Annotated in this window: 16 protein-coding genes and 2 pseudogenes; 9 read left to right on the top strand and 9 right to left on the bottom strand. The window is 68.4% G+C overall.

Annotated elements, in window-relative coordinates:
- Window positions 1–37 precede the first annotated feature (37 nt).
- Together LBW94_RS03510 and LBW94_RS03505 are read left to right on the top strand one after the other, a co-directional pair.
- Window positions 38–1,347: pseudogene (locus tag LBW94_RS03510) on the top strand (IS701 family transposase).
- Window positions 1,348–1,478: 131 nt separating this feature from the next.
- Window positions 1,479–2,126: a hypothetical protein gene (locus LBW94_RS03505; protein ID WP_225056226.1), complete on the top strand. Its 648-nt coding sequence runs from the start codon at window positions 1,479–1,481 to the stop codon at window positions 2,124–2,126.
- An 8-nt stretch (window positions 2,127–2,134) separates the two neighbouring features.
- Here LBW94_RS03505 and LBW94_RS03500 read toward each other — a convergent pair whose 3' ends face one another.
- Entirely contained in the window at window positions 2,135–2,515 is a 381-nt protein-coding gene (locus LBW94_RS03500; RefSeq protein ID WP_225056227.1) for an ArsR/SmtB family transcription factor, read from the bottom strand.
- Window positions 2,515–3,171, bottom strand: a complete 657-nt coding sequence (locus LBW94_RS03495) for an SRPBCC family protein (RefSeq protein WP_225056229.1) — start codon at window positions 3,169–3,171, stop codon at window positions 2,515–2,517. The genes LBW94_RS03500 and LBW94_RS03495 overlap by 1 nt, the downstream gene beginning before the upstream one ends.
- A 119-nt stretch (window positions 3,172–3,290) precedes the next feature.
- On the opposite strand from LBW94_RS03495, the gene LBW94_RS03490 reads away from it, so the two are divergent.
- From LBW94_RS03490 to LBW94_RS03475, 4 genes are read left to right on the top strand one after another with little or no spacing between them, the layout of a single operon-like run.
- The gene (locus LBW94_RS03490) at window positions 3,291–3,782 is read left to right on the top strand and encodes an RNA polymerase sigma factor (protein ID WP_225056230.1); all 492 of its coding nucleotides are present in this window, start codon (window positions 3,291–3,293) and stop codon (window positions 3,780–3,782) included.
- The gene (locus tag LBW94_RS03485) at window positions 3,779–4,396 is read left to right on the top strand and encodes a methylated-DNA--[protein]-cysteine S-methyltransferase (protein ID WP_225056232.1); all 618 of its coding nucleotides are present in this window, start codon (window positions 3,779–3,781) and stop codon (window positions 4,394–4,396) included. The genes LBW94_RS03490 and LBW94_RS03485 overlap by 4 nt, the downstream gene beginning before the upstream one ends.
- Window positions 4,393–5,106, top strand: a complete 714-nt coding sequence (locus LBW94_RS03480) for a 2OG-Fe(II) oxygenase (protein WP_225056233.1) — start codon at window positions 4,393–4,395, stop codon at window positions 5,104–5,106. Before LBW94_RS03485 ends, LBW94_RS03480 begins: the two co-directional genes overlap by 4 nt.
- Complete coding sequence (locus LBW94_RS03475; RefSeq protein WP_225056235.1) at window positions 5,096–5,362, top strand: Ada metal-binding domain-containing protein; 267 nt, start codon at window positions 5,096–5,098, stop codon at window positions 5,360–5,362. Before LBW94_RS03480 ends, LBW94_RS03475 begins: the two co-directional genes overlap by 11 nt.
- Window positions 5,363–5,471: 109 nt before the next feature.
- Here LBW94_RS03475 and LBW94_RS03470 read toward each other — a convergent pair whose 3' ends face one another.
- On the bottom strand, window positions 5,472–6,197 hold the full coding sequence (locus LBW94_RS03470; protein WP_225056236.1) for an SDR family NAD(P)-dependent oxidoreductase: 726 nt from the start codon (window positions 6,195–6,197) through the stop codon (window positions 5,472–5,474).
- Between the two features lie 102 nt (window positions 6,198–6,299).
- On the opposite strand from LBW94_RS03470, the gene LBW94_RS03465 reads away from it, so the two are divergent.
- The gene (locus LBW94_RS03465; RefSeq protein ID WP_225056238.1) at window positions 6,300–7,136 is read left to right on the top strand and encodes a LysR family transcriptional regulator; all 837 of its coding nucleotides are present in this window, start codon (window positions 6,300–6,302) and stop codon (window positions 7,134–7,136) included.
- Between the two features lie 76 nt (window positions 7,137–7,212).
- Here LBW94_RS03465 and LBW94_RS03460 read toward each other — a convergent pair whose 3' ends face one another.
- The 3 genes from LBW94_RS03460 to LBW94_RS03450 all read right to left on the bottom strand — a co-directional run bounded on the left by LBW94_RS03460 (window position 7,213) and on the right by LBW94_RS03450 (window position 8,490).
- Window positions 7,213–7,449 carry a hypothetical protein gene (locus LBW94_RS03460; RefSeq protein ID WP_225056240.1) on the bottom strand — a complete coding sequence of 79 codons (237 nt, stop codon included), beginning with the start codon at window positions 7,447–7,449 and terminating at the stop codon, window positions 7,213–7,215.
- Window positions 7,450–7,685: 236 nt separating this feature from the next.
- A complete protein-coding gene (gene arfB, locus LBW94_RS03455; protein WP_225056241.1) occupies window positions 7,686–8,114 on the bottom strand; it encodes an alternative ribosome rescue aminoacyl-tRNA hydrolase ArfB in 429 nt (142 codons plus the stop codon).
- 169 nt (window positions 8,115–8,283) lie between these two features.
- Window positions 8,284–8,490 (bottom strand): hypothetical protein, encoded by a 207-nt coding sequence (locus tag LBW94_RS03450; RefSeq protein WP_225056243.1) that lies wholly within the window; start codon window positions 8,488–8,490, stop codon window positions 8,284–8,286.
- On the opposite strand from LBW94_RS03450, the pseudogene LBW94_RS44175 reads away from it, so the two are divergent.
- Window positions 8,463–8,708: pseudogene (locus LBW94_RS44175) on the top strand (WYL domain-containing protein); the annotation flags it as partial. The gene LBW94_RS03450 and the pseudogene LBW94_RS44175 sit on opposite strands and share 28 nt — an antisense overlap.
- Window positions 8,709–8,752: 44 nt before the next feature.
- On the opposite strand, the gene LBW94_RS03440 reads toward LBW94_RS44175, so the two are convergent.
- Complete coding sequence (locus LBW94_RS03440; protein ID WP_225056244.1) at window positions 8,753–9,493, bottom strand: SDR family oxidoreductase; 741 nt, start codon at window positions 9,491–9,493, stop codon at window positions 8,753–8,755.
- Window positions 9,494–9,612: 119 nt separating this feature from the next.
- Here LBW94_RS03440 and LBW94_RS03435 point away from each other — a divergent pair, with 119 nt between their 5' ends.
- Window positions 9,613–10,122, top strand: a complete 510-nt coding sequence (locus tag LBW94_RS03435) for a TetR/AcrR family transcriptional regulator (protein WP_225056246.1) — start codon at window positions 9,613–9,615, stop codon at window positions 10,120–10,122.
- A gap of 90 nt (window positions 10,123–10,212) precedes the next feature.
- On the opposite strand, the gene LBW94_RS03430 is transcribed toward LBW94_RS03435, so the two are convergent.
- Window positions 10,213–13,032, bottom strand: a complete 2,820-nt coding sequence (locus tag LBW94_RS03430) for a hypothetical protein (protein WP_225056248.1) — start codon at window positions 13,030–13,032, stop codon at window positions 10,213–10,215.
- Between the two features lie 726 nt (window positions 13,033–13,758).
- Window positions 13,759–17,406 (bottom strand): CHAT domain-containing protein, encoded by a 3,648-nt coding sequence (locus LBW94_RS03425; RefSeq protein ID WP_225056250.1) that lies wholly within the window; start codon window positions 17,404–17,406, stop codon window positions 13,759–13,761.
- Between the last annotated feature and the right edge of the window lie 59 nt (window positions 17,407–17,465).

The following is a 17,465-nucleotide window of genomic DNA, read 5'->3' as shown; positions in this document are numbered from 1 at the left end:
TTGGGTAGCATGTGTTTTCGTGGTGGTTGGTGAGGATCTGGCTGCGTGGTCGGCTGGGCTGGAGGAGTTGTTCGGTCGGGTGGCGGGCCGGTTTCATCGGGCCGAGCCGCGGTTGCGGGCCAGGATGTATGTGCGGGGGTTGCTGGCGCCGCTGGCGGGGAAGAACGGCTGGACGCTGGCCGAGGCGGCGGGTGATCTGACGCCGATCGGGATGCAGCGGCTGTTGAACGCGGCGGCGTGGGATGTCGACGGGGTGCGTGACGACGCGCGTGCCTATGCCGTCGAGCACCTGGGCGACGTGGACGGTGTGCTCGTGGTCGACGAGACCGGGTTCCTGAAGAAGGGCGTGAAATCCGCTGGCGTGCAACGGCAATACTCGGGAACGGCCGGTCGTATCGAGAACTGTCAGCTCGGTGTGTTCTGTGCCTATACGAGCGTGAAGGGCCGGACGCTGATCGATCGGGAGTTGTATCTGCCCAAGTCGTGGACCACCGATCGGGACCGCTGCCGGGCCGCCGGGGTGCCGGACGAAGTGGAGTTCGAGACGAAACAGGTTCTGGCGCAACGAATGCTGGAGCGGGCGCTGGATGCGGGTGTGCCGGCGCGGTGGGTCACCGCCGACGAGGCCTACGGGGGTGATTCGAAATTCCGCCGCTGGCTGGAGCGGCGCCGGATCGGATACGTGGTGGCCGTGCCCAGCAGCGCACCGGTCGTGGTGTCACTGAGAGGCAGCCGGCGCGCCGACCAGATCGTCGCTGGCGCACCACCGGACGCGTGGAAGCGCCGTAGCTGCGGCGACGGCGCGAAAGGCCTTCGGATCTTCGATTGGGCCGTGGCCACCGTGCCGACCGAGAGCGAGGCCGGGCCCGGCTGGCGGCGCTGGCTGCTGTCCCGGCGGTCGCTGACCCCGAATGCCAAGGGCGAGCTCGAGATTGCCTACTACCTGTGCGGTGCCCCGATCGGCACCAGCGACGACGACCTCGTCCGGGTCGCCGGTGCCCGCTGGGCGGTCGAGGACTGCTTCCAGACCGCGAAAACCGAAGTAGGCCTCGACCAATACCAGGTCCGCCGCTACGACGCCTGGTACCGGCACATCACCCTCGCGATGCTCGCCCACACCTACCTCGCCGTCACCGCAGCGATCGCCCCAAAAGTGTTGGCAGCGGCCTCATTCCACTCACCCTCGGAGAAATCAAACGTCTCCTGGCACACCTGATCACCCCGACCCCGGACCTCACCGCGGCACTGCACTGGTCGGCCTGGCGCAGACGACACCAGTACCATGCCAAACAAGCCCACCACCAGCGGCGACGCCGATTACATCACGAAGTGATGCTGGAGTACTAGGCGACCGACTACGCACGATCGCTGTCACCGATGCCCCGCACACGGTGCTGTGCCTGGCCTGGCCGCAGAACGGATGGCGCCGTGAGCCATAAGCCCACCGGTTGCCCGCCTGCGGTCCTACCATTGTCCCCGTGCCTGTTCCGCAAGACGGCGCCGCCCTGATCGAAGGTCGGGTTGCGCACAAGAGTTCCAACGCACTGACAATCGTCTTCGCGGGCGGTCCCGGTGAATCACTGGCCACCGGCGTGCAGGGTGCCGGCGACGGCATCGCCGCGAAGGCGGCGGTCCTGTTCGGTTTCAAGAACGGCGGTACCGGCAGACATCGACTCACCTACGGCAACGGCGATGTCGTATGGGTGGAATCCAAATCCGGGCAGCCCACCGGGATCACCCGCGGCGACGGCTCGCCGGTGGCGCGGATCGAGCGGGGCGACACCTCGACCGCGATCGGGCCGGACGGAGCGCCACTGCTGAGTTTCGTGCCCGACCCCGCCGACGCCCGCACCCCGGACCTGTTCCGGATCCTGTTGCGCTCCACCAGCGAACAGGAACTCGGTCGTCTCGACGTGATCCGCCGCGCGGCCGGTTGGAGCATCGCCGACGAGCTGTGGAACACCTACATCTGGTGGGATCGCGCGGGCGAGTCGTTGCCGATTCCCCTGCTCGGCACCCGGCTCATGCTGCACACCGCACCCGACCCGATCGTGCGCGACGTCCTGCTGGCGGCGTGCGTCGACATCGCACTCGGTCTGCGCCCCTACATCTCCGCGATGAACTGATCCGGCACTCATGCCGATCGCGCATCCCGGTCTCCGGCGGCGCGGCGCTCCCGTTTGCCACGGGTGACCTCGGTGGCGAGCGCGTCCAGCGGTTGCGCGAACGGCGCCAAGGGATCCCGCAGCCAGGCGAGCCATTCCTGGGCCGCGCGGGTCCCGGTGGGATCCAGTGCGTAGATGCGGCGGGTGCCCTCCACTCGCACCGACAGCAGCCCGGCCTCGCGCAGCACCTTGAGATGCTGGGAGACCGCGGGCTGTGAGATCGGCGTGATCGCTTGTACCGCAGTGACTATCGCACCGGCGGGTTGTTCGCCCGCACGGACCAGTTCGAGGATGAGATGACGCACCGGATCTGCGAGCGCGTCGAAGATCCGGGCCAGCGGTCGCTCCATCAGGAGTCCGTGCCGTCCTCCTGCGTGCCGGTGTAGAAGGCGAAGGTCCGCTCGCCCGCGGCCCGCGCGGCCTCGGGATCGTCGCCGTCGGCGGTGGCGGCCTGTGCCCACGCGGTCGCGGCGGCGTGAGTGAATTCCCGGCCCCCGGGGGTGATCGGGAAGGTCGCGCCCACTTCCGGATCCACGGGTGCACCCGATTCGATGTGCAATCCCAGACCCATCAGCGCGAGATCCCAGCCGACGCCGACCGCTCCCGGGCCGTACCGCGTCCAGAACTCCGGGTCGACCGGCGCTTCGTGGACGAGTTCCAGCACGGTGCCGTCACCCTCTCCGGACAGGCCGACCGCCAGCCAGGACACCACCGGCCCCATCTCCCAGGTCACAGCCAGGCGCCGTGGTTCGTCGCACTCCTCGATCACTCCGCCGGCGTTGCCGACGAGTTGATACCGGCCGCCGACCTTCAACTCCCCCTCCACCGGCAGGAACCAGCGCGGCAGCCGGTCGGCGCTGGTGAGCGCGTCCCACAGGTCGGCTCGATCGGTCGGATACCAGCGCCGCGCGACGGCGATCCGAGTGGTCACGCCGTCACGCGAACCGGTCCGCACCTCCCGGGCCACCAGGCCGGCCGTGGCGATCGGGTCCTCCAGCAGGGCCATGACATACCTCCTATATAAGTCTCAGCTTATATTACTCGATGGAAGGGCACGAGGCGACGGGATCTCACGTTCCGGGCAGGCCGAGCGTCTACCCGGCGAGAACGTGAGAAAGGAGGACCGTGAAGCCACCGTTCGAGGCGATAGTGACCGAGCACGGGCCCACCGTGCTGCGGGTCTGCCGGGTCGTCCTCGGCGTCCACGATGCCGAGGACGCCTGGTCGGAGACGTTCCTGGCCGCCATGCGGGCCTATGCGGACCTGCCGGAGTCGGCGAATGTGCAGGCGTGGCTGGTGACCATCGCGCACCGCAAGGCGATCGATGTGGTGCGCGCGGCCGGACGCGATCCGCTGCCGGTGCCGCGGTTGCCCGAAGCGCCGATCGGCAACGGTGTGGTGGGTTCCGACGACGCCGGCGTCTGGGCGGCAGTGGCGGCCCTGCCGGACAAACAACGCCACAGCATCGCCTACCACTATGTGGCCGGGCTGCCCTATGCCGAGATCGCGCAGATCCTCGGCGGCACCCCCGATGCGGCGCGGCGCGCCGCGGCCGACGGGGTCAAGAGCCTGCGCAGAACCTACCCGGGCGCGACATCGGAAGGAGAAACACGATGAACGAGACACACCACGACGATGATCTGATCGCCGCGCTGTCGGCGCCCACGGACGAGACCACCCTGACGCGACTGCACCGCATGCTGGAGCATCAGGCCGAACAGGCCGATCTGCTCGACGTCGCCTACACGACCATGGACACCCCGGTGGGCCGGTTGCTGCTGGCCGCCACCCCCAAGGGCCTGGTCCGGGTGGCCTATGCCCGGGAAGACCACGACCGGGTCCTCGAGACCCTCGCCGACAGGATCAGCCCCCGGATCCTGCGCGCGCCGGCCCGCCTCGACGAGGTGAGGCGGGAGCTCGACGAATACTTCGCGCGCCGGCGGAAGTCCTTCGACGTGTCGCTGGATCTGTCGCTGTCGCACGGATTCCGGCAGGTGGTGCAGAAGCATCTGCCCGAGATCGGGTACGGGCAGACCCGCAGCTACGGGCAGGTCGCCCAGCTGGTCGGCAATCCGAAGGCGGTGCGAGCGGTCGGCACGGCCTGTGCGACCAACCCGTTGCCGGTGATCGTGCCGTGCCACCGGGTACTGCGCGCCGACGGCAGCCTCGGCGGATACGTCGGCGGCCCCGACGCCAAGCACCTGCTGCTCGACCTGGAGTCCGCGGCATGACGGACCCGTGGGCCGAGCGGGTCGGCCGCCTGGACTGGGCAGCGGTCACCTCCGACATCGACGAGTACGGTGGCGCACCGCTGCCCGGCCTCCTCACCGCCGCGGAGGCGACCGCGATCGCTGACCGCTACGACCGGCCCGGACTGTTCCGCAGCACCGTCGACATGAGCCGCTACCGCTTCGGATCCGGCGAATACCGGTACTTCGCCACCCCGTACCCCGAACCGATCGAACAGCTGAAGCAGGCCCTGTACCCACGCCTGCTGCCGATCGCCCGGCGCTGGTGGACGCGGTTGGGCCGGCCCACGCCGTGGCCGGACACCCTCGGGGAATGGCTGGCGATGTGTCATGACGCCGGCCAGACCAGATCGACGGCGATCCTGCTGCGGTACCAGCCGGGCGACTGGAACGCCCTGCACCGAGACCTGTACGGCGACTTGGTGTTTCCGCTACAGGTCGTGATCGGCCTGGATCGGCCCGGCATCGACCACACCGGCGGGGAATTCCTGCTCGTCGAGCAACGCCCCCGCGCCCAGTCGCGGGGCACCGCGACGCTCATCCCGCGAGGTGACGGTTTCGTGTTCACCACCCGGGACCGTCCGATGAAGACGGTACGCGGCTGGTCGGCGGCCCCGATCCGCCACGGCGTGTCCACGATCCGCTCCGGCCGCCGTCGCACCCTGGGACTGGTGTTCCACGATGCCATCTGACCGCACCTACCTCCTGCTCGACGCCGACGGACGCCCGTACCGATCCGAGACGCCGGGACGATGGGGTGGGCACCGTCGCAACAAGATCTACGGTCGCCTGGACTGCCCCTCGGCCCTGCGCGCGACGACCGCCGGCGGCTACATCCGGCACCGCGTGTTCTTCGCCGACGAAACCACGGCGATCGCCGCCGGATACCGGCCCTGCGCGGTCTGCTGCCACGACCGGTACCTGATCTGGAAGAAGGGCATCCGGTGACCGCTCCCCCTTTCCGACAGCATGCCCGGAAAGCCAACGGCCCGAGACTGTCTCGCTCCGGAACATCGACACGGCAGGGATGTCGGACCCGCCTGCCGGTGTCGGAACGTCACCAGGGCACCGTTCCGTCGTCGTCGAAGAATCCGCCGGTCGGTCCGTCGTCGGGCAGCGTCGCGAGGTGGATCGCGATCGCCGCCCCCTGTTGTGGGGTGCGGACGCCTCGGAAGCCGTTGAGATCGGTGGCGGTGAAACCGGGGCAGCCGGAGTTGATCAGGATGCCGGTGCCGCGCAGTTCCTCGGCGTAGTGGAGGGTGACGGCGTTGAGAAAGGTCTTCGAGGCCGAATACACCGCCGGCACCGGACCCATGTCGACGCCGGGGGTGGTTCGCAGGGTGAGCGAGCCGACGCTGCTGGACATGTTGACGATTCGCGGTGAGGCCGAGCCGCGCAGCAGGGGCAGCATCGCGCCGGTGACCCGGATGACGCCGATCACGTTGGTCTCCACGACAACTCGCACGATCGCGGGATCGACCGTGCTGGGGGTCTGCGGTATACCACCGGTGATCGCGGCATTGTTGACCAGGACGTCGAGCCCGCCGGCCCGGTCGGCGATCAGTTCGGCCGCGGCGGCCACACTCGCGTCGTCGTCCACGTCGAGCGGCACCCCGAACGCATCGATTCCGGCCGCACACAGCTTCTCCACCGCGGTCTCGCGCCGCTGCCGGTCCCGCGCACCCACTCCGACCCGCCAGCCGAGGGCGCCCAGGCCCGCCGCGATCTCGTAGCCGATCCCTTTGTTCGCGCCGGTCACCAGCGCGATCGTCCGATCATTCATGCCGTCGATCATGCGGCGGACCCCGCTGGAGCTGCCAAGACCGATCGGGTGAGTACCGATACCGCACGGGTATCGGTCGTGGTGAGGGGATACGATGACACGGTGGAGACTCGGGAGTTGCGGTACTTCGTCGCGGTCGCCGAGGAGCTGCACTTCGGTCGTGCGGCACAACGGCTTTCGATGGCGCAACCACCGCTGTCGCGGGCCGTCCAGCAGTTGGAAAGACGACTCGGAGCCGTGCTGCTGCACCGCACCTCTCGCACAATCGCTTTGACCGAAGCCGGGTCGGTGCTGCTGCGGGAGGCCAGGATCGCCCTCGAAGCGGTCGAAGCCGCCGAGCGCCGCACCCGCCGCGCCGCCGCCGACCGTCCCGGCCTGGTGCTGGCCACCAAGGCCGGAGCGTCCAGCGAACTGTTGTCGAAGCTGCTGGACGCCTACGCCGCCGACCCCCGCGCGGTCGCGGTCGAGGTCATGCTGTGCGGGCCCGGTCAGCCGGAAGGCTTGCTGCGCAACGGAAGTGCCGACGTCGCTCTGCTCCAGCGGCCCTACGACACCACGGCCGGATTCGACACCGAGGACCTGCACACCGAACAGCAGGTCGTGGTCCTGCCCGCCGGCCATCCCCTAGGCGACCGGCCCCACGTGTCGATGGCCGAGGTCCATGCTCTGACAGACCTACCGCTGCCGCGCTGGCCCCGCCGGGACGGAAGCTATCCCGACGGCCCCGGCCCACAGGTTCGCGACCATACCCAGTTGACCCAGCTGATCAGGCTCGGCCGAGCCTGCGCGATCATGCCCGAGTCGCTGCGAGCCCAGCTCCGCGATCACACCATCGTCCCGGTGCCGGACGCGCCGGCCGTCACGACCGTCATCGCGTGGCCACCGGACAGCCGATCAAAACCCATCGCCGACCTCGTCCGCACGGCGACAAGCCTCTAGCCGGCAGAGCGGTTCTTCGGTCGGTGTCCACGCGCGAGTGGGTTACCACCGGCCCCGCAGTTGTCGTGTCGACCCGTCAGTCGACCGGCCCTCGGGCGGTCAGGACGATCCTGAGCACGTGCTCGACCGCCGATTCGAACAACGCTCCACGTAGCTCATTTCGTGCAGTCAGGTTGCGGGTGGCGAGGTCGAGCACCTGATCGGGAGTCAGCCGGCGCACTACCAGGGCGGCAATGTCTTCCAGATCGAGGTCGCGGTTCGAGTCATCCAGTCTGATCAGGGCGAACGAGACGACGATCTCCTCGTCGGTCATACTTCGCCTCCACCGTTCGCTCGCTCGGCCACCCCAGGGTAGCCAGGCACGATAGTACGGTGTCGGGCCTCGCCGGGCCCGGATGGCGGTCCCCTCGTCCGGCCCCGGACACCCGTCTCGAGTAGCCGATCAGCGGACCTTCCAGCGCCGAGACGACGCAGACGGATCTCGGGAGCACCGGCCCGATCGGCGACGACCGTGCCGCCGATGCCGCGACTTGTGGCGCTGTCCGTCGGCTAGTCGTCCGGAGCGGCGCGGCGGTTGCGTTTGGTGACGCCGCGCCGCTTCTTCGCGGCGATGCGACGTTCCTTCGCTCCGCGCGAGGGCTTGGTGGCGCGGCGAACAGGTGGCGGGGCAGCGGCGGCGTCACGCAGTAAGGAGGCCAGGCGCTCGCGGGCGGCCGCGCGGTTCTGCAACTGTGCGCGTTGCTCCGACGCGGCGATCGTGAGCACCCCGTCGACCAGGCGGGTGGCCAGGCGGTCGAGCATCCGGGTACGCAGCGATTCCGGCACCGACGGCGAATTGACCAGGTCGAAGGACAGCTCTACTCGGCTGTCGGTGGTGTTGACGTGCTGCCCTCCCGGACCGGACGACCGTGAGAACCGCTCGCGCAACTCGGAGGCGGGTATCACCAGCACTCCGGTCACGATCAGGTCCTCTGCCACGATCCGACGCCGCTCTTTCCCATCCGCGAGCCGACCAGGCCATGCCGGTCCGGTGACGACTACATGGTGACCTTGCCGTTCACGATAGCGACGACCTCGTCGCCGTGTAACAAGCAGGCCTTGCGCACAGTCCGCTGAGCGAGCGACGGACCCTCCCCCGTCCGATCCGTCACACCGCCTGAGTGAGCGCGCAGTCCTGTCCGCCCAGCAGGCGGCTGATCTCCTCGTCCGGGTACGGGGTGCTCCGGCTCTCCTGCTGGAACGCGCGCATGAACGTCGCCATCGCCGCGGTGACCGGCGCGTGCCGGGTGAGGATCGCGGCGGCCTGCTCCGGAATGCCTTCCGGCAGTGCGCCTCCGGCGATGGCACGCGCCATCGTGGCACGAACCTCCACCGGCCGGTTGCGATCGACTAAACCCACCGGAACCGGGCAGCTCAGCTCGCGGACCGTGCACCCGTGCGGGGCTCGTCGACCACGCCGGCCGGTGGTACGTGACAGGGCAGGACAGCAACAGCGGCGAACCGCGCCAGTTCCGGGTGGATCGCCTCACCGCGGTGGCCATACTGCCCGGGACATTCACTGCGCCGAGCGGATTCGAACCGGCTGCCGCACATGCCCGATCTCACACCAGGACCGCTCAGCCCTGGCGGGTCGGCCGGATGGTCAGGTCTCCGATTTCGACGTCGTCGGGCTGGTCGATCGCGAAGGCGATAGCCCGAGCCACTGCCGTGGGCTCGATTCCGAGATCCGCCATGTTCTGCTGGAGTTGTGCGCGCACGGACGGGTCGTCGATGGCGTGGCCGACCAGTTCGGTGCGGACATAGCCGGGCGATATCGAGGTCGTCCGCAGCACCCCGTCGGTGCTCTCCTGCCGCAGGCCCTCCATCAGGGTGCGTACCGCGTTCTTCGTTCCCGCGTACACGGCTTGGGTGGGGACGATCTTCAGGCCGGAGGTCGAGACGACGGTGACGAGGTGACCGCTGCCCTGACGGCGGAACACCGGCAGCGCCGCGGCGATCCCGTTCAGGATCCCCTTGATGTTCACGTCGACCATCGCGGACCAGCCCGCGACATCCAGATCGGCAACGGGACCGATCCTGCTGATCCCGGCATTGCCCACCCAGACGTCCAAGCGGCCGAAACGGTCGACGGCGACAGCGGCGAGCGATCGGAGGTCTGCGGGATCGGTGACGTCCACGCGTGCGGCCGCCGCGCGCCCGCCGGCGGCCTCGATCTCGATGACGAGCCGGTCCAGCCGGTCGGTGCGGCGAGCGCCGAGCACGACGGTCGCGCCGAGCGCGGCGAGGTGACGGGCTGTCGCTTCACCGATTCCGCTGCTGGCGCCGGTGATGGCGACAACCTTGCCCGCAATGGTCATGAGCAACCTCCGTCTAGAGTGGACACATGTCCGTTTACCCCGGCCACCTTAGCGGACACATGTCCGCTTCTGTCGAGAGTCGCGCATCACGTCGTGCGGACGCACAACGCAATCGCGAGTTGATCCTGCAAACGGCCCGCGAGCTCGTGCACGAGCCGGGCGAGTTGAAACTCCACGCCGTCGCGAAGGCCTGCGGCATCGGGCAGGGCACGCTGTACCGGCACTTCCCCACCCGCGAGGACCTGCTCGCCGAGGTGTACCGCCATGAGGTGGAGGCGCTCGTCGCCGCGGCTCCGACCCTGCTGACGACACACCAGCCGCTGGACGCGCTCGCGGCGTGGTTCGATCGGGTCGCCGCCTACGCGCGGGTCAAACGCGATGTGTTCGCCGCCGTCGAGGCAGCGACCTGGCGTGACCTCGCCGCCCACAGCCTCGGCCCGATCGGCGAGGCGATAGAACTGCTGCTGACCGCCGGACGCGCCGACGGCAGCATTCGCGCCGACGCCGAAGCCGGCGACATCATCGTGCTCATCAGCTGGCTGTCCCGACTGGACGACGCCGAACTGGACACGCGCGGACCACGATTGCTGTCGATCCTCGTCGACGGTCTTCGCGCACAGCGCCATTGACGCGGGGCCCGGTGCCGCCGACGGTGACGGCCACCTCGTCGCCGGGCAGGTCCGGCGCGTCGGCGAACAGTTCCGGCAAGCGTACGGGTGCTACCTCAGGTCGTCCCAGCCCCAAGGTGCGGCTGGGCTGCCGTCGGGTTCTCGGCCGAATCGGAAACGAGTCTTGTAGTCGGCGCTTGTCTTGTCGAATCGTCCGATCGCGGGGAGTCGTTGATCGAGGACGGCAAGGTGGCCATGGGCTTTCGCGTCGCGCAGCGCGGTCTGGAGCTTTCCGATGTTCAAAAAGCTGTCGAATACCAGGAATTCGAGCGGGTCGCGGTCGAGCAGCGTGAAGATTTGTTCCGTGGCACCCACCTGCTTGAATGCGTCCAATACTTCGCCGAGCCCGCAGGATCTGCCGAAACCGACCTGAGCGGCGGGATTGCGGGCCAGCAATATATCGATCTGGTCGGCCGCCCCAGCTTTCCACAATGCTTGCAGTAGATCGGCCACCCCGCAGGCGCTGTCCAGCGCGACGTGTTCAGCGGGGCTGCGGGCGAGCAGTGCGGCGGTTTCGGCGTCCCGATGCGCCGAGAGCAGCACGTGCAGCACGAACGCCACCCCCTCGGGATCTGTGAGAGTCGAGGCACGCGCGCCGACCCGGGTGAGCAGTGCCGAGGCTTGCGCATCGGCCCCGAGATCCTCCAGGATCCGTAGCAGCCGGACCGGACCGTAGGGAGCGAGTCCGAGGTTGCAGTGAACGGCCGGATTGCGGGCAAGCAGCGCAGCGACCTCGGCGTCGGCGCCCACACCGACCAGAGCTTCCAGCAGTTCCGCCACGTACCTGGCATCTGTGTCGAGGGCAACCAGTTCCGCAGGCCGGCGGGCAAGCAATTCGGCTGATGCGCTCGGCGCACCCAGTTCCGACAGCCGCTCCAGCAAGAACTGGACGTTATGGGCCGAGTCCAGGGGATCGTTCCCGACCACTCGGCGGGCCAACAACTCGAGGTGATCATCGGCGCCCATATCTCGCAGCTCCATCGCGAGAAACAGGAACATCCCGGTGGCCGGATCCGGATTCATATCCCGAACTCTGGCCAGCAGAATATCTGTCTGATCGTTCCATCCCATTCGGCGTAGCAGTCTGAGAAAGCTGGAAATCCCGAACAGGTCGTCCAAACCGACGTGTGCAGCCGGATCGCGGGCCCGCAGCGCGGCAAGCGCCTCGCCCATGTCATAGTTCTCCAGACAGGACATGAACGTGGCGACGAAACGTGGCTCGCTCAGGGAAACATACGCTTCGGATCGGTGCGCCAGCAGAGCCTTTGCCATTCTGAACGAACCGGCGCGTTCGAAGATCTGCACCAGTGCCACCGTGGCGACCACGTCGTCGAGTCGGCAATGTTCGACGGCCCAGCTGCTGCACAGGCTGTCGTGGGGGTCCACGGCACGCACGCCCTCGACCATGTCGACCGCTGCGGTCGAGTGTCCCTGGAGAACAGCGTGTTTGAACAGCTGGGCGGCATCTCTGAACAAACCGCACCCTCTGGCGCTGTTACCGAGCACCGCCAGATCGTCCGGGTGGGCGTATTGCGCGACGGCTTCCCAGAAGCCGACCGGCGGGACTCGCCCCAGCCGCTGTTTGCCGCCGTATTGGTCGAGATATGGGGCCAGTTGGTAGACCGGTCCGCCCACGGTTGCGTCTTCGCCCACCGAAGCCGAACGTACGTTTCGCCGACCTGCGCGCAGATGTGTCGAGCGGGGCCTGATCCGGGTGATCGGCCCGCGCGCGCCCTTGCAGGGGCGACCAGCATCCTCGAGCGCCCGATCGAACCAGTCGTCCTCACACTGATCCCAATCACCGTCGGTCATATATGCGGGTGCGGCTGCCTCCAGAAGTGCGCGGGGTAACGCGTTGCGATGACCTGCGCGGCGCGCATCCATCGCCGCCTCGATGACCGCCCGAGAAGCCGCGGTGGCCGCAAAGTGATAGCGGTCGAGCAGTTCCGGCCCTCCGGCCAGGTATTGGGTGATCTGACCGTCGTGGGCATACTCGTTCGCCGCAGCCAGCCTCGGATCCATCGGGGCGAGGCGACCGAGCGCAGTCAAATCCCTGTCGGTGAATCTCTCCGGCACCTCGATGACGTTGCCTTCCAACAGCAGTCGTGTCCGAGATCGCGATCGCTCACACAACTCGTTGTAGTGGCCGGGCCATACCGTGCCCAGCACCAGCACCGGCGCCCGAGAAGGGTCGAGCAGCAACTTCCGTAGCTCGGCAGCGACCGTTTCATCGCTGTCTGCCAGATATTCTCGAGCATCGTTCAACCACACCACCGTTCGCGGAGAAACGCGCTCCAGTGCCGCCACTGCCTGTCGTCGTGTGGGGGTGAGCGGGTGCCACACCCGCCAGCCTCCTGCCGAACGTAGCGGATCCAATGCCTCCCACAAGGCGCGGGTCTTGCCCACAGACGAGCCGCCCACCAGCATCACCAGGGCACTCGTACCGGACACTGCGCGCTGCACCGCAATCGACAACTGCACGTCGTGCCTGCGCCGGACATACCTCGGCAGCGGTGGAAGTTCGCCCGCGGACTCGATGGTGACCGGCCGATGCACCTCCAGTTCGAAAGGATCGGTAATCTCGGCCAGCATCGTGCCCAGCCGTGCATCGGAATCGTCGCGGCGTGCGCGTTCGCATGCCTGACGCCATGAGCTGAGCGAGGCCCCGGTGATGCCGCAGGCCCCGAGGACCAACCGCAGCGATGACCAGCGGGGAAAACTCTTGCCGTTGACCATGTCGTGCACGGTCGCAGGCGCCAGTTGAGCGTCGGTTGCCAGGGCGAGGTAGCTACGGTCGTCGCCGTCGAACAGATCCTTCAGCGCCGCATGCAGTTCGGCGCGAGTATCGATGCTGCTCGGATCGACCATCACTGCCCGCCTGCTTCGTGCTGCCATTCGGATTCTCGACAAAAACGACCCCCCAACCAGCATGCCTGTCCGCCTTGCCGAATCCGAATGATTCCGAATACGTTCTGCTCGACGGTGGACCTATGACTACAGATTCCCTCCTGACCTGGATCAGCGTCGTCGTTCTCGTCATTCGGGCTGCCGCTGGGGTACCCGCGGCGCTCACCGAACTGCTACGCGCATGCGAACGGATGCTTGCGGCGCTCCATGCATTGCGCGCCTCGCGCGAGCCGTCGAAGACCCTGTCGGCCGATCGATCCCGGCAGCGACGAGACACGCATCGGTAGCAGGACGAGCAGTGATCCGGTCCACACCGCCGACAGGATCGCATCATGACCCGATTCTCCAGCTGCCGCCCGGACCTGGAAGTCCGGGAACTGTCGCCGACCGTGGAGTTCCTGCGATCTATCCTGGGATTCGAGGTCGACATGGAGGAGCCCGAGATGGGTTTGGCGCTGCTGCATCGGATTCGGTGGAACTGGCCGTGGTGCGTACCCAGAATCCGGCCGTCGACGAGACAACCGCTGTGTACATCGGGTTCGGCGACGTCGGGGCGTTGCATGAACATTGTTCGGCGCTCGGCGCCACGATCGCTGTCGCGTAGACCGATCATCGCTGGGCTACGGGATTTCGTGGTCGAGATTCCGGGCGGACATCGTCTCGCGTTCGGTCGGCGGCTGGGCTGAGCGGTCACGGGCCGCTGTGGATGAGTCCGGCCCACAGGTCGGGGCGTGCCGGGTGCTGGGAGCGCAGGGTTCGGACGACGCGATGCAGGGCCGGTGCGGCCCGGTCCGCGGTCGGCGATGCCGGTAGGTGCTGGTAGAACGCGGTGGCCGCGGCCGCGGCCGCGAGGTCGGACAGCGGCCAGAGGCTGCCGACGACATGCCGGAATCCGGCCAATTGGAATGCGGAGGCAGGATGCAGAGATTCGTCGGAATGCAGGACGCTGCCGTGGGCGGTGGAGCAGGCCGAGAGGTAGGCCAGTTCGGCGTGCGCCAGTGGGAGTCGGCTGATCTGCGGTAACGACAGAGTCCCGTCGTGCAGGCGCAGTCCGCTTCGGGAGGGGGCGGCCAGATCCACGCCGGCGTGGCAGGCGAAGTGGGCCCAGGTGGCCTCCGGAAGGGCGGCCAGGACGCCGTCGATGGTCGCGATGTCGTCGGCGAGCAGCCGGGTTTCCGGGTGCTCGGCGTGCAGGTGGGTTGCTTCGGCGACGGTGCCGGGCAGGTCCGGCTGACCGGGGGTGTGGTGGAGAGCCACGGTGAGTTGGCGGCGCTCGGTAGCCGCGGGACGGGTGCGCGCGTGCGCCAGGGCGCGCAGGGTCGGGGTGTAGGAGCTGATCATCGCGTCGAGGGCACCGGGCCGGCCGGGGTGACCGGCGGCGTGCAGTGGAAACAGGCCGAGGGTGCCGGTCGGCATCCACCACACCCGTGGCAGCGACCCGCCGGTGCCGTGCAGGGCCGGCACGGCGTCCAGGATCGGGTGCACGATCGTGTCCCACAGCCACGCGAGGAGTTCGGGTAGTTCACGCTGCCACCGCAGGACACCGGCCAGGCTGTTGTCGGAGCCGGCGCGCAGTAGCGTAATGGCTTGCGAGACCACGTCGGTGTGCGTCAGATCCGGTAGCCGGACAGCGACGGGATCGGCGGCTCCGCCGAGGACGATCGCGTCACTGCGGTGCCGTGCCGCATTGACCACCACGACGGCGCCGCCGGTGAGGGCGGGCCGCAGATCGGTCAGGCGGGGTGGGCGGAGGAACCGTTCGAAGCGGGGATGTCTGCGGATCTCGGTGAGCAAACGGTCGTGCTCGCTCCACCAGCGTCGGCGGTCGTCAACGAGTTCTGTTGCCGCGCTGGGTGACTCGGCCGCGACACGGTTGCCGGCGAGCGGAACGAGCAGCGACTCGCGCACTGTTCGCAGCCGTCCGGCCAGGTCGGGAAGTACGCGTTCGAGTTCGACGAGGTCGGTCCGGGCGTCGAGTTGGGCTGTGAACAGCACACTGCGGCCCCACTCCGCGTTCTCCACCGCACCCACGGGGTCGTCGACCGCGCAATGCGCGGCGAACGTCTCCTCCACCAGGCCGCGGTCTTCGCCGAGCCGCAATTCCTGGTCTTCCCAATCGGATTCGCGTGGGACAACCGACGGCCACAGCGCCACCGCCGCATCCAGCAACTCCACCGCGAGTGAGGGCTCGTTCAGTGCGTTCGCCAGCATGCCCAGGATCCGCCCCGCTCGCGCACGGAACACCACCGGAGACGACACCGCCGACGCCAGGCCGTCCGCCAGGGTGCGGAGGGTGTGCCGATCGACACGCTGTCCCGTGGCCTCGAGGCGCTCGTAATACGCGATCGCGAGGTTCGACAGGAACATGGCATGGTTGAGATGGTTGGGCCGCGCCGCGGCAACTGCCTGCTCCAGCATGTCCACGGCCGCATCCGAATCCGCCGCCGACCCACCCCGCGCGAAGCGCTCGCGGTAGGCATTGCCGAGGTTGGACAGGTACTCCGGCCGATGGGGATGTTCCGGGGAGGCGGCGGCCACCGCCTGCTCCAACGTGCCGATGGCCTCGTCCAGATCGGCTGCCACCCGGGACCGCTCGTACCACGACTGATATGCCGCACCGAGATTCGACAGGTAGGTGGCGCGGCTCGGGTGGCCGGCGAGTGCGGCGACCAGGGCCTGCCGGTCTACTTCGATCGCCCGCTCCAGATCGGCCACCACCCGAAATCGCTCGAACCGCCGCAGGTAGGCGGCCCCGAGGTTCGACAGCAGCCCCGGCGGGCCGGAGCCGTCGGCGAGCGCCGCGGTCGAAGCTTGTTCACCGGCCTCGATCGCGCTGTCCAGATCCGCCGCCACCCCCGTCCGCTCGAATCGCATCCGATAGTAGTTGCCGAGATTCGACAGGTACCCGGCTCGGTCGGGGTGGTCCGGGGGAAACGCGGCTGCCGATCTCTTCGACAGGCTGATCGCCTCGCCGAGGTCCGCGACCGAGCCCGATCGCTCGTACCGTTTCAGGTGCGCGTCGGCCAGATTCGACAGGAACCGCATCCGCTCGGAGTGGCCGGACGGCATGGCCGTCACCGCGCGGCCGCCGATCTCGATCGCCTGATCCAGATCGACCGGCGCTCCCGTTTGTTCGAACCGTCTCCGATGGGCGTTCCCGAGGTTCGACAGATAGGCCGGGTAACCGGAGTGGCCGGGCGGCGTCGCCGCCACCGCCTGCGTCAGCACGTCGACGGCCCGATCCAGATCGACCGCCAGCCGGTCCCGGTCGAAGCGCGCACCGTATCCACCGCCGAGGTCCGACAGATACGAGGCTCGATCGGGGTCGCCGGGGGATGCAGTCGCTACCGCCTCCTTCAATGCTTCGATGGACCGGTCCAGATCGATCGCCGCAGCGTCGCGGTGGAAGCGCTCGCGGTACTCGGCACCGAGAATCGACAGCAGCCGCGGCCGGCCGGGATCGCGGAAGGGCGTGGCCCCCACCATCTGCTCGTCGGTCGCGATCATCCCGTTCAGATCCGTTGTCTCCCCGCTGCGTCGAAACCGCGCACGGTAGGCGCCGGCCAGGTTCGACAGGGCCGGCGCTCGGTCGGGATTACGGAGAGGGATCGCGGCCACCACCTGCCGGCCCAGTTCGATCGCCCGGTCCGCATCGGCCATCGCCCCGCCCGCATCGAACCGACGCAGGTAGGTGGCACCGAGATTCAGCAGATAGCCCATCCTGTTCGGGTGATTCGCGGGTGTGATGGCGACCGACTGCTCCAGGATCTCGATCGCCCGGTCCGCATCGGCGGGCGCCCCGGTCCGCTCGAACAGTCGCATGTGAGCGATGCCGAGGTTGGACAGGTACGCGGCGCGGTGCGGATGATCGCCGGGCAGCGCGGCCGAAGCGGCGCCGAACAGGATGACACCGGCCTGGAGCAGCGCCACGTGATCGGACCCGGCCCCGGCGCGCTGCAACATCCTCGCCGCGACGGTGACCTGATCGCCGGGCTGCGCGGAGGCGCCCAGAACCGCACGCAACGATTCGGGGATCATCCCGGGATCGTCCGCCGACGCTTCCAGGTAGATGACCGCTCGGGCCAGCTCCGACAGCCCGGCATCACCGGATGTCACGCTGAAGCGACAGGCGTACAGCCACCCCAATACTCGACGCGCCCGCAGCACTCGTCGCATGTCCTCGGGTGTGGGCCGATCGGGGACGAGCGGGCGCGCCGACTCCGCCAGGGCCGCGGCCTCGGCCAGCGCCGAGTCGTGCAGCACGAGTTCGGCACGTCCGTAGCGCTCGAAATCGAGCACGCGCTGCGCGACCTGATTCAACAACTGCTCGAACGACATTCCCGAACCCCCGTGCCGGCCAGCGAACGCCGACCTCCCCGCCCGCGTCCGCCACCAAT

The organism is Nocardia sp. alder85J (assembly GCF_020176955.2).
In the GTDB taxonomy this organism is placed as follows: Bacteria; Actinomycetota; Actinomycetes; order Mycobacteriales; family Mycobacteriaceae; genus Nocardia.
Note: the sequence above shows the minus strand (reverse complement) of the source record. Positions and strands in the feature narration are given on the sequence as shown.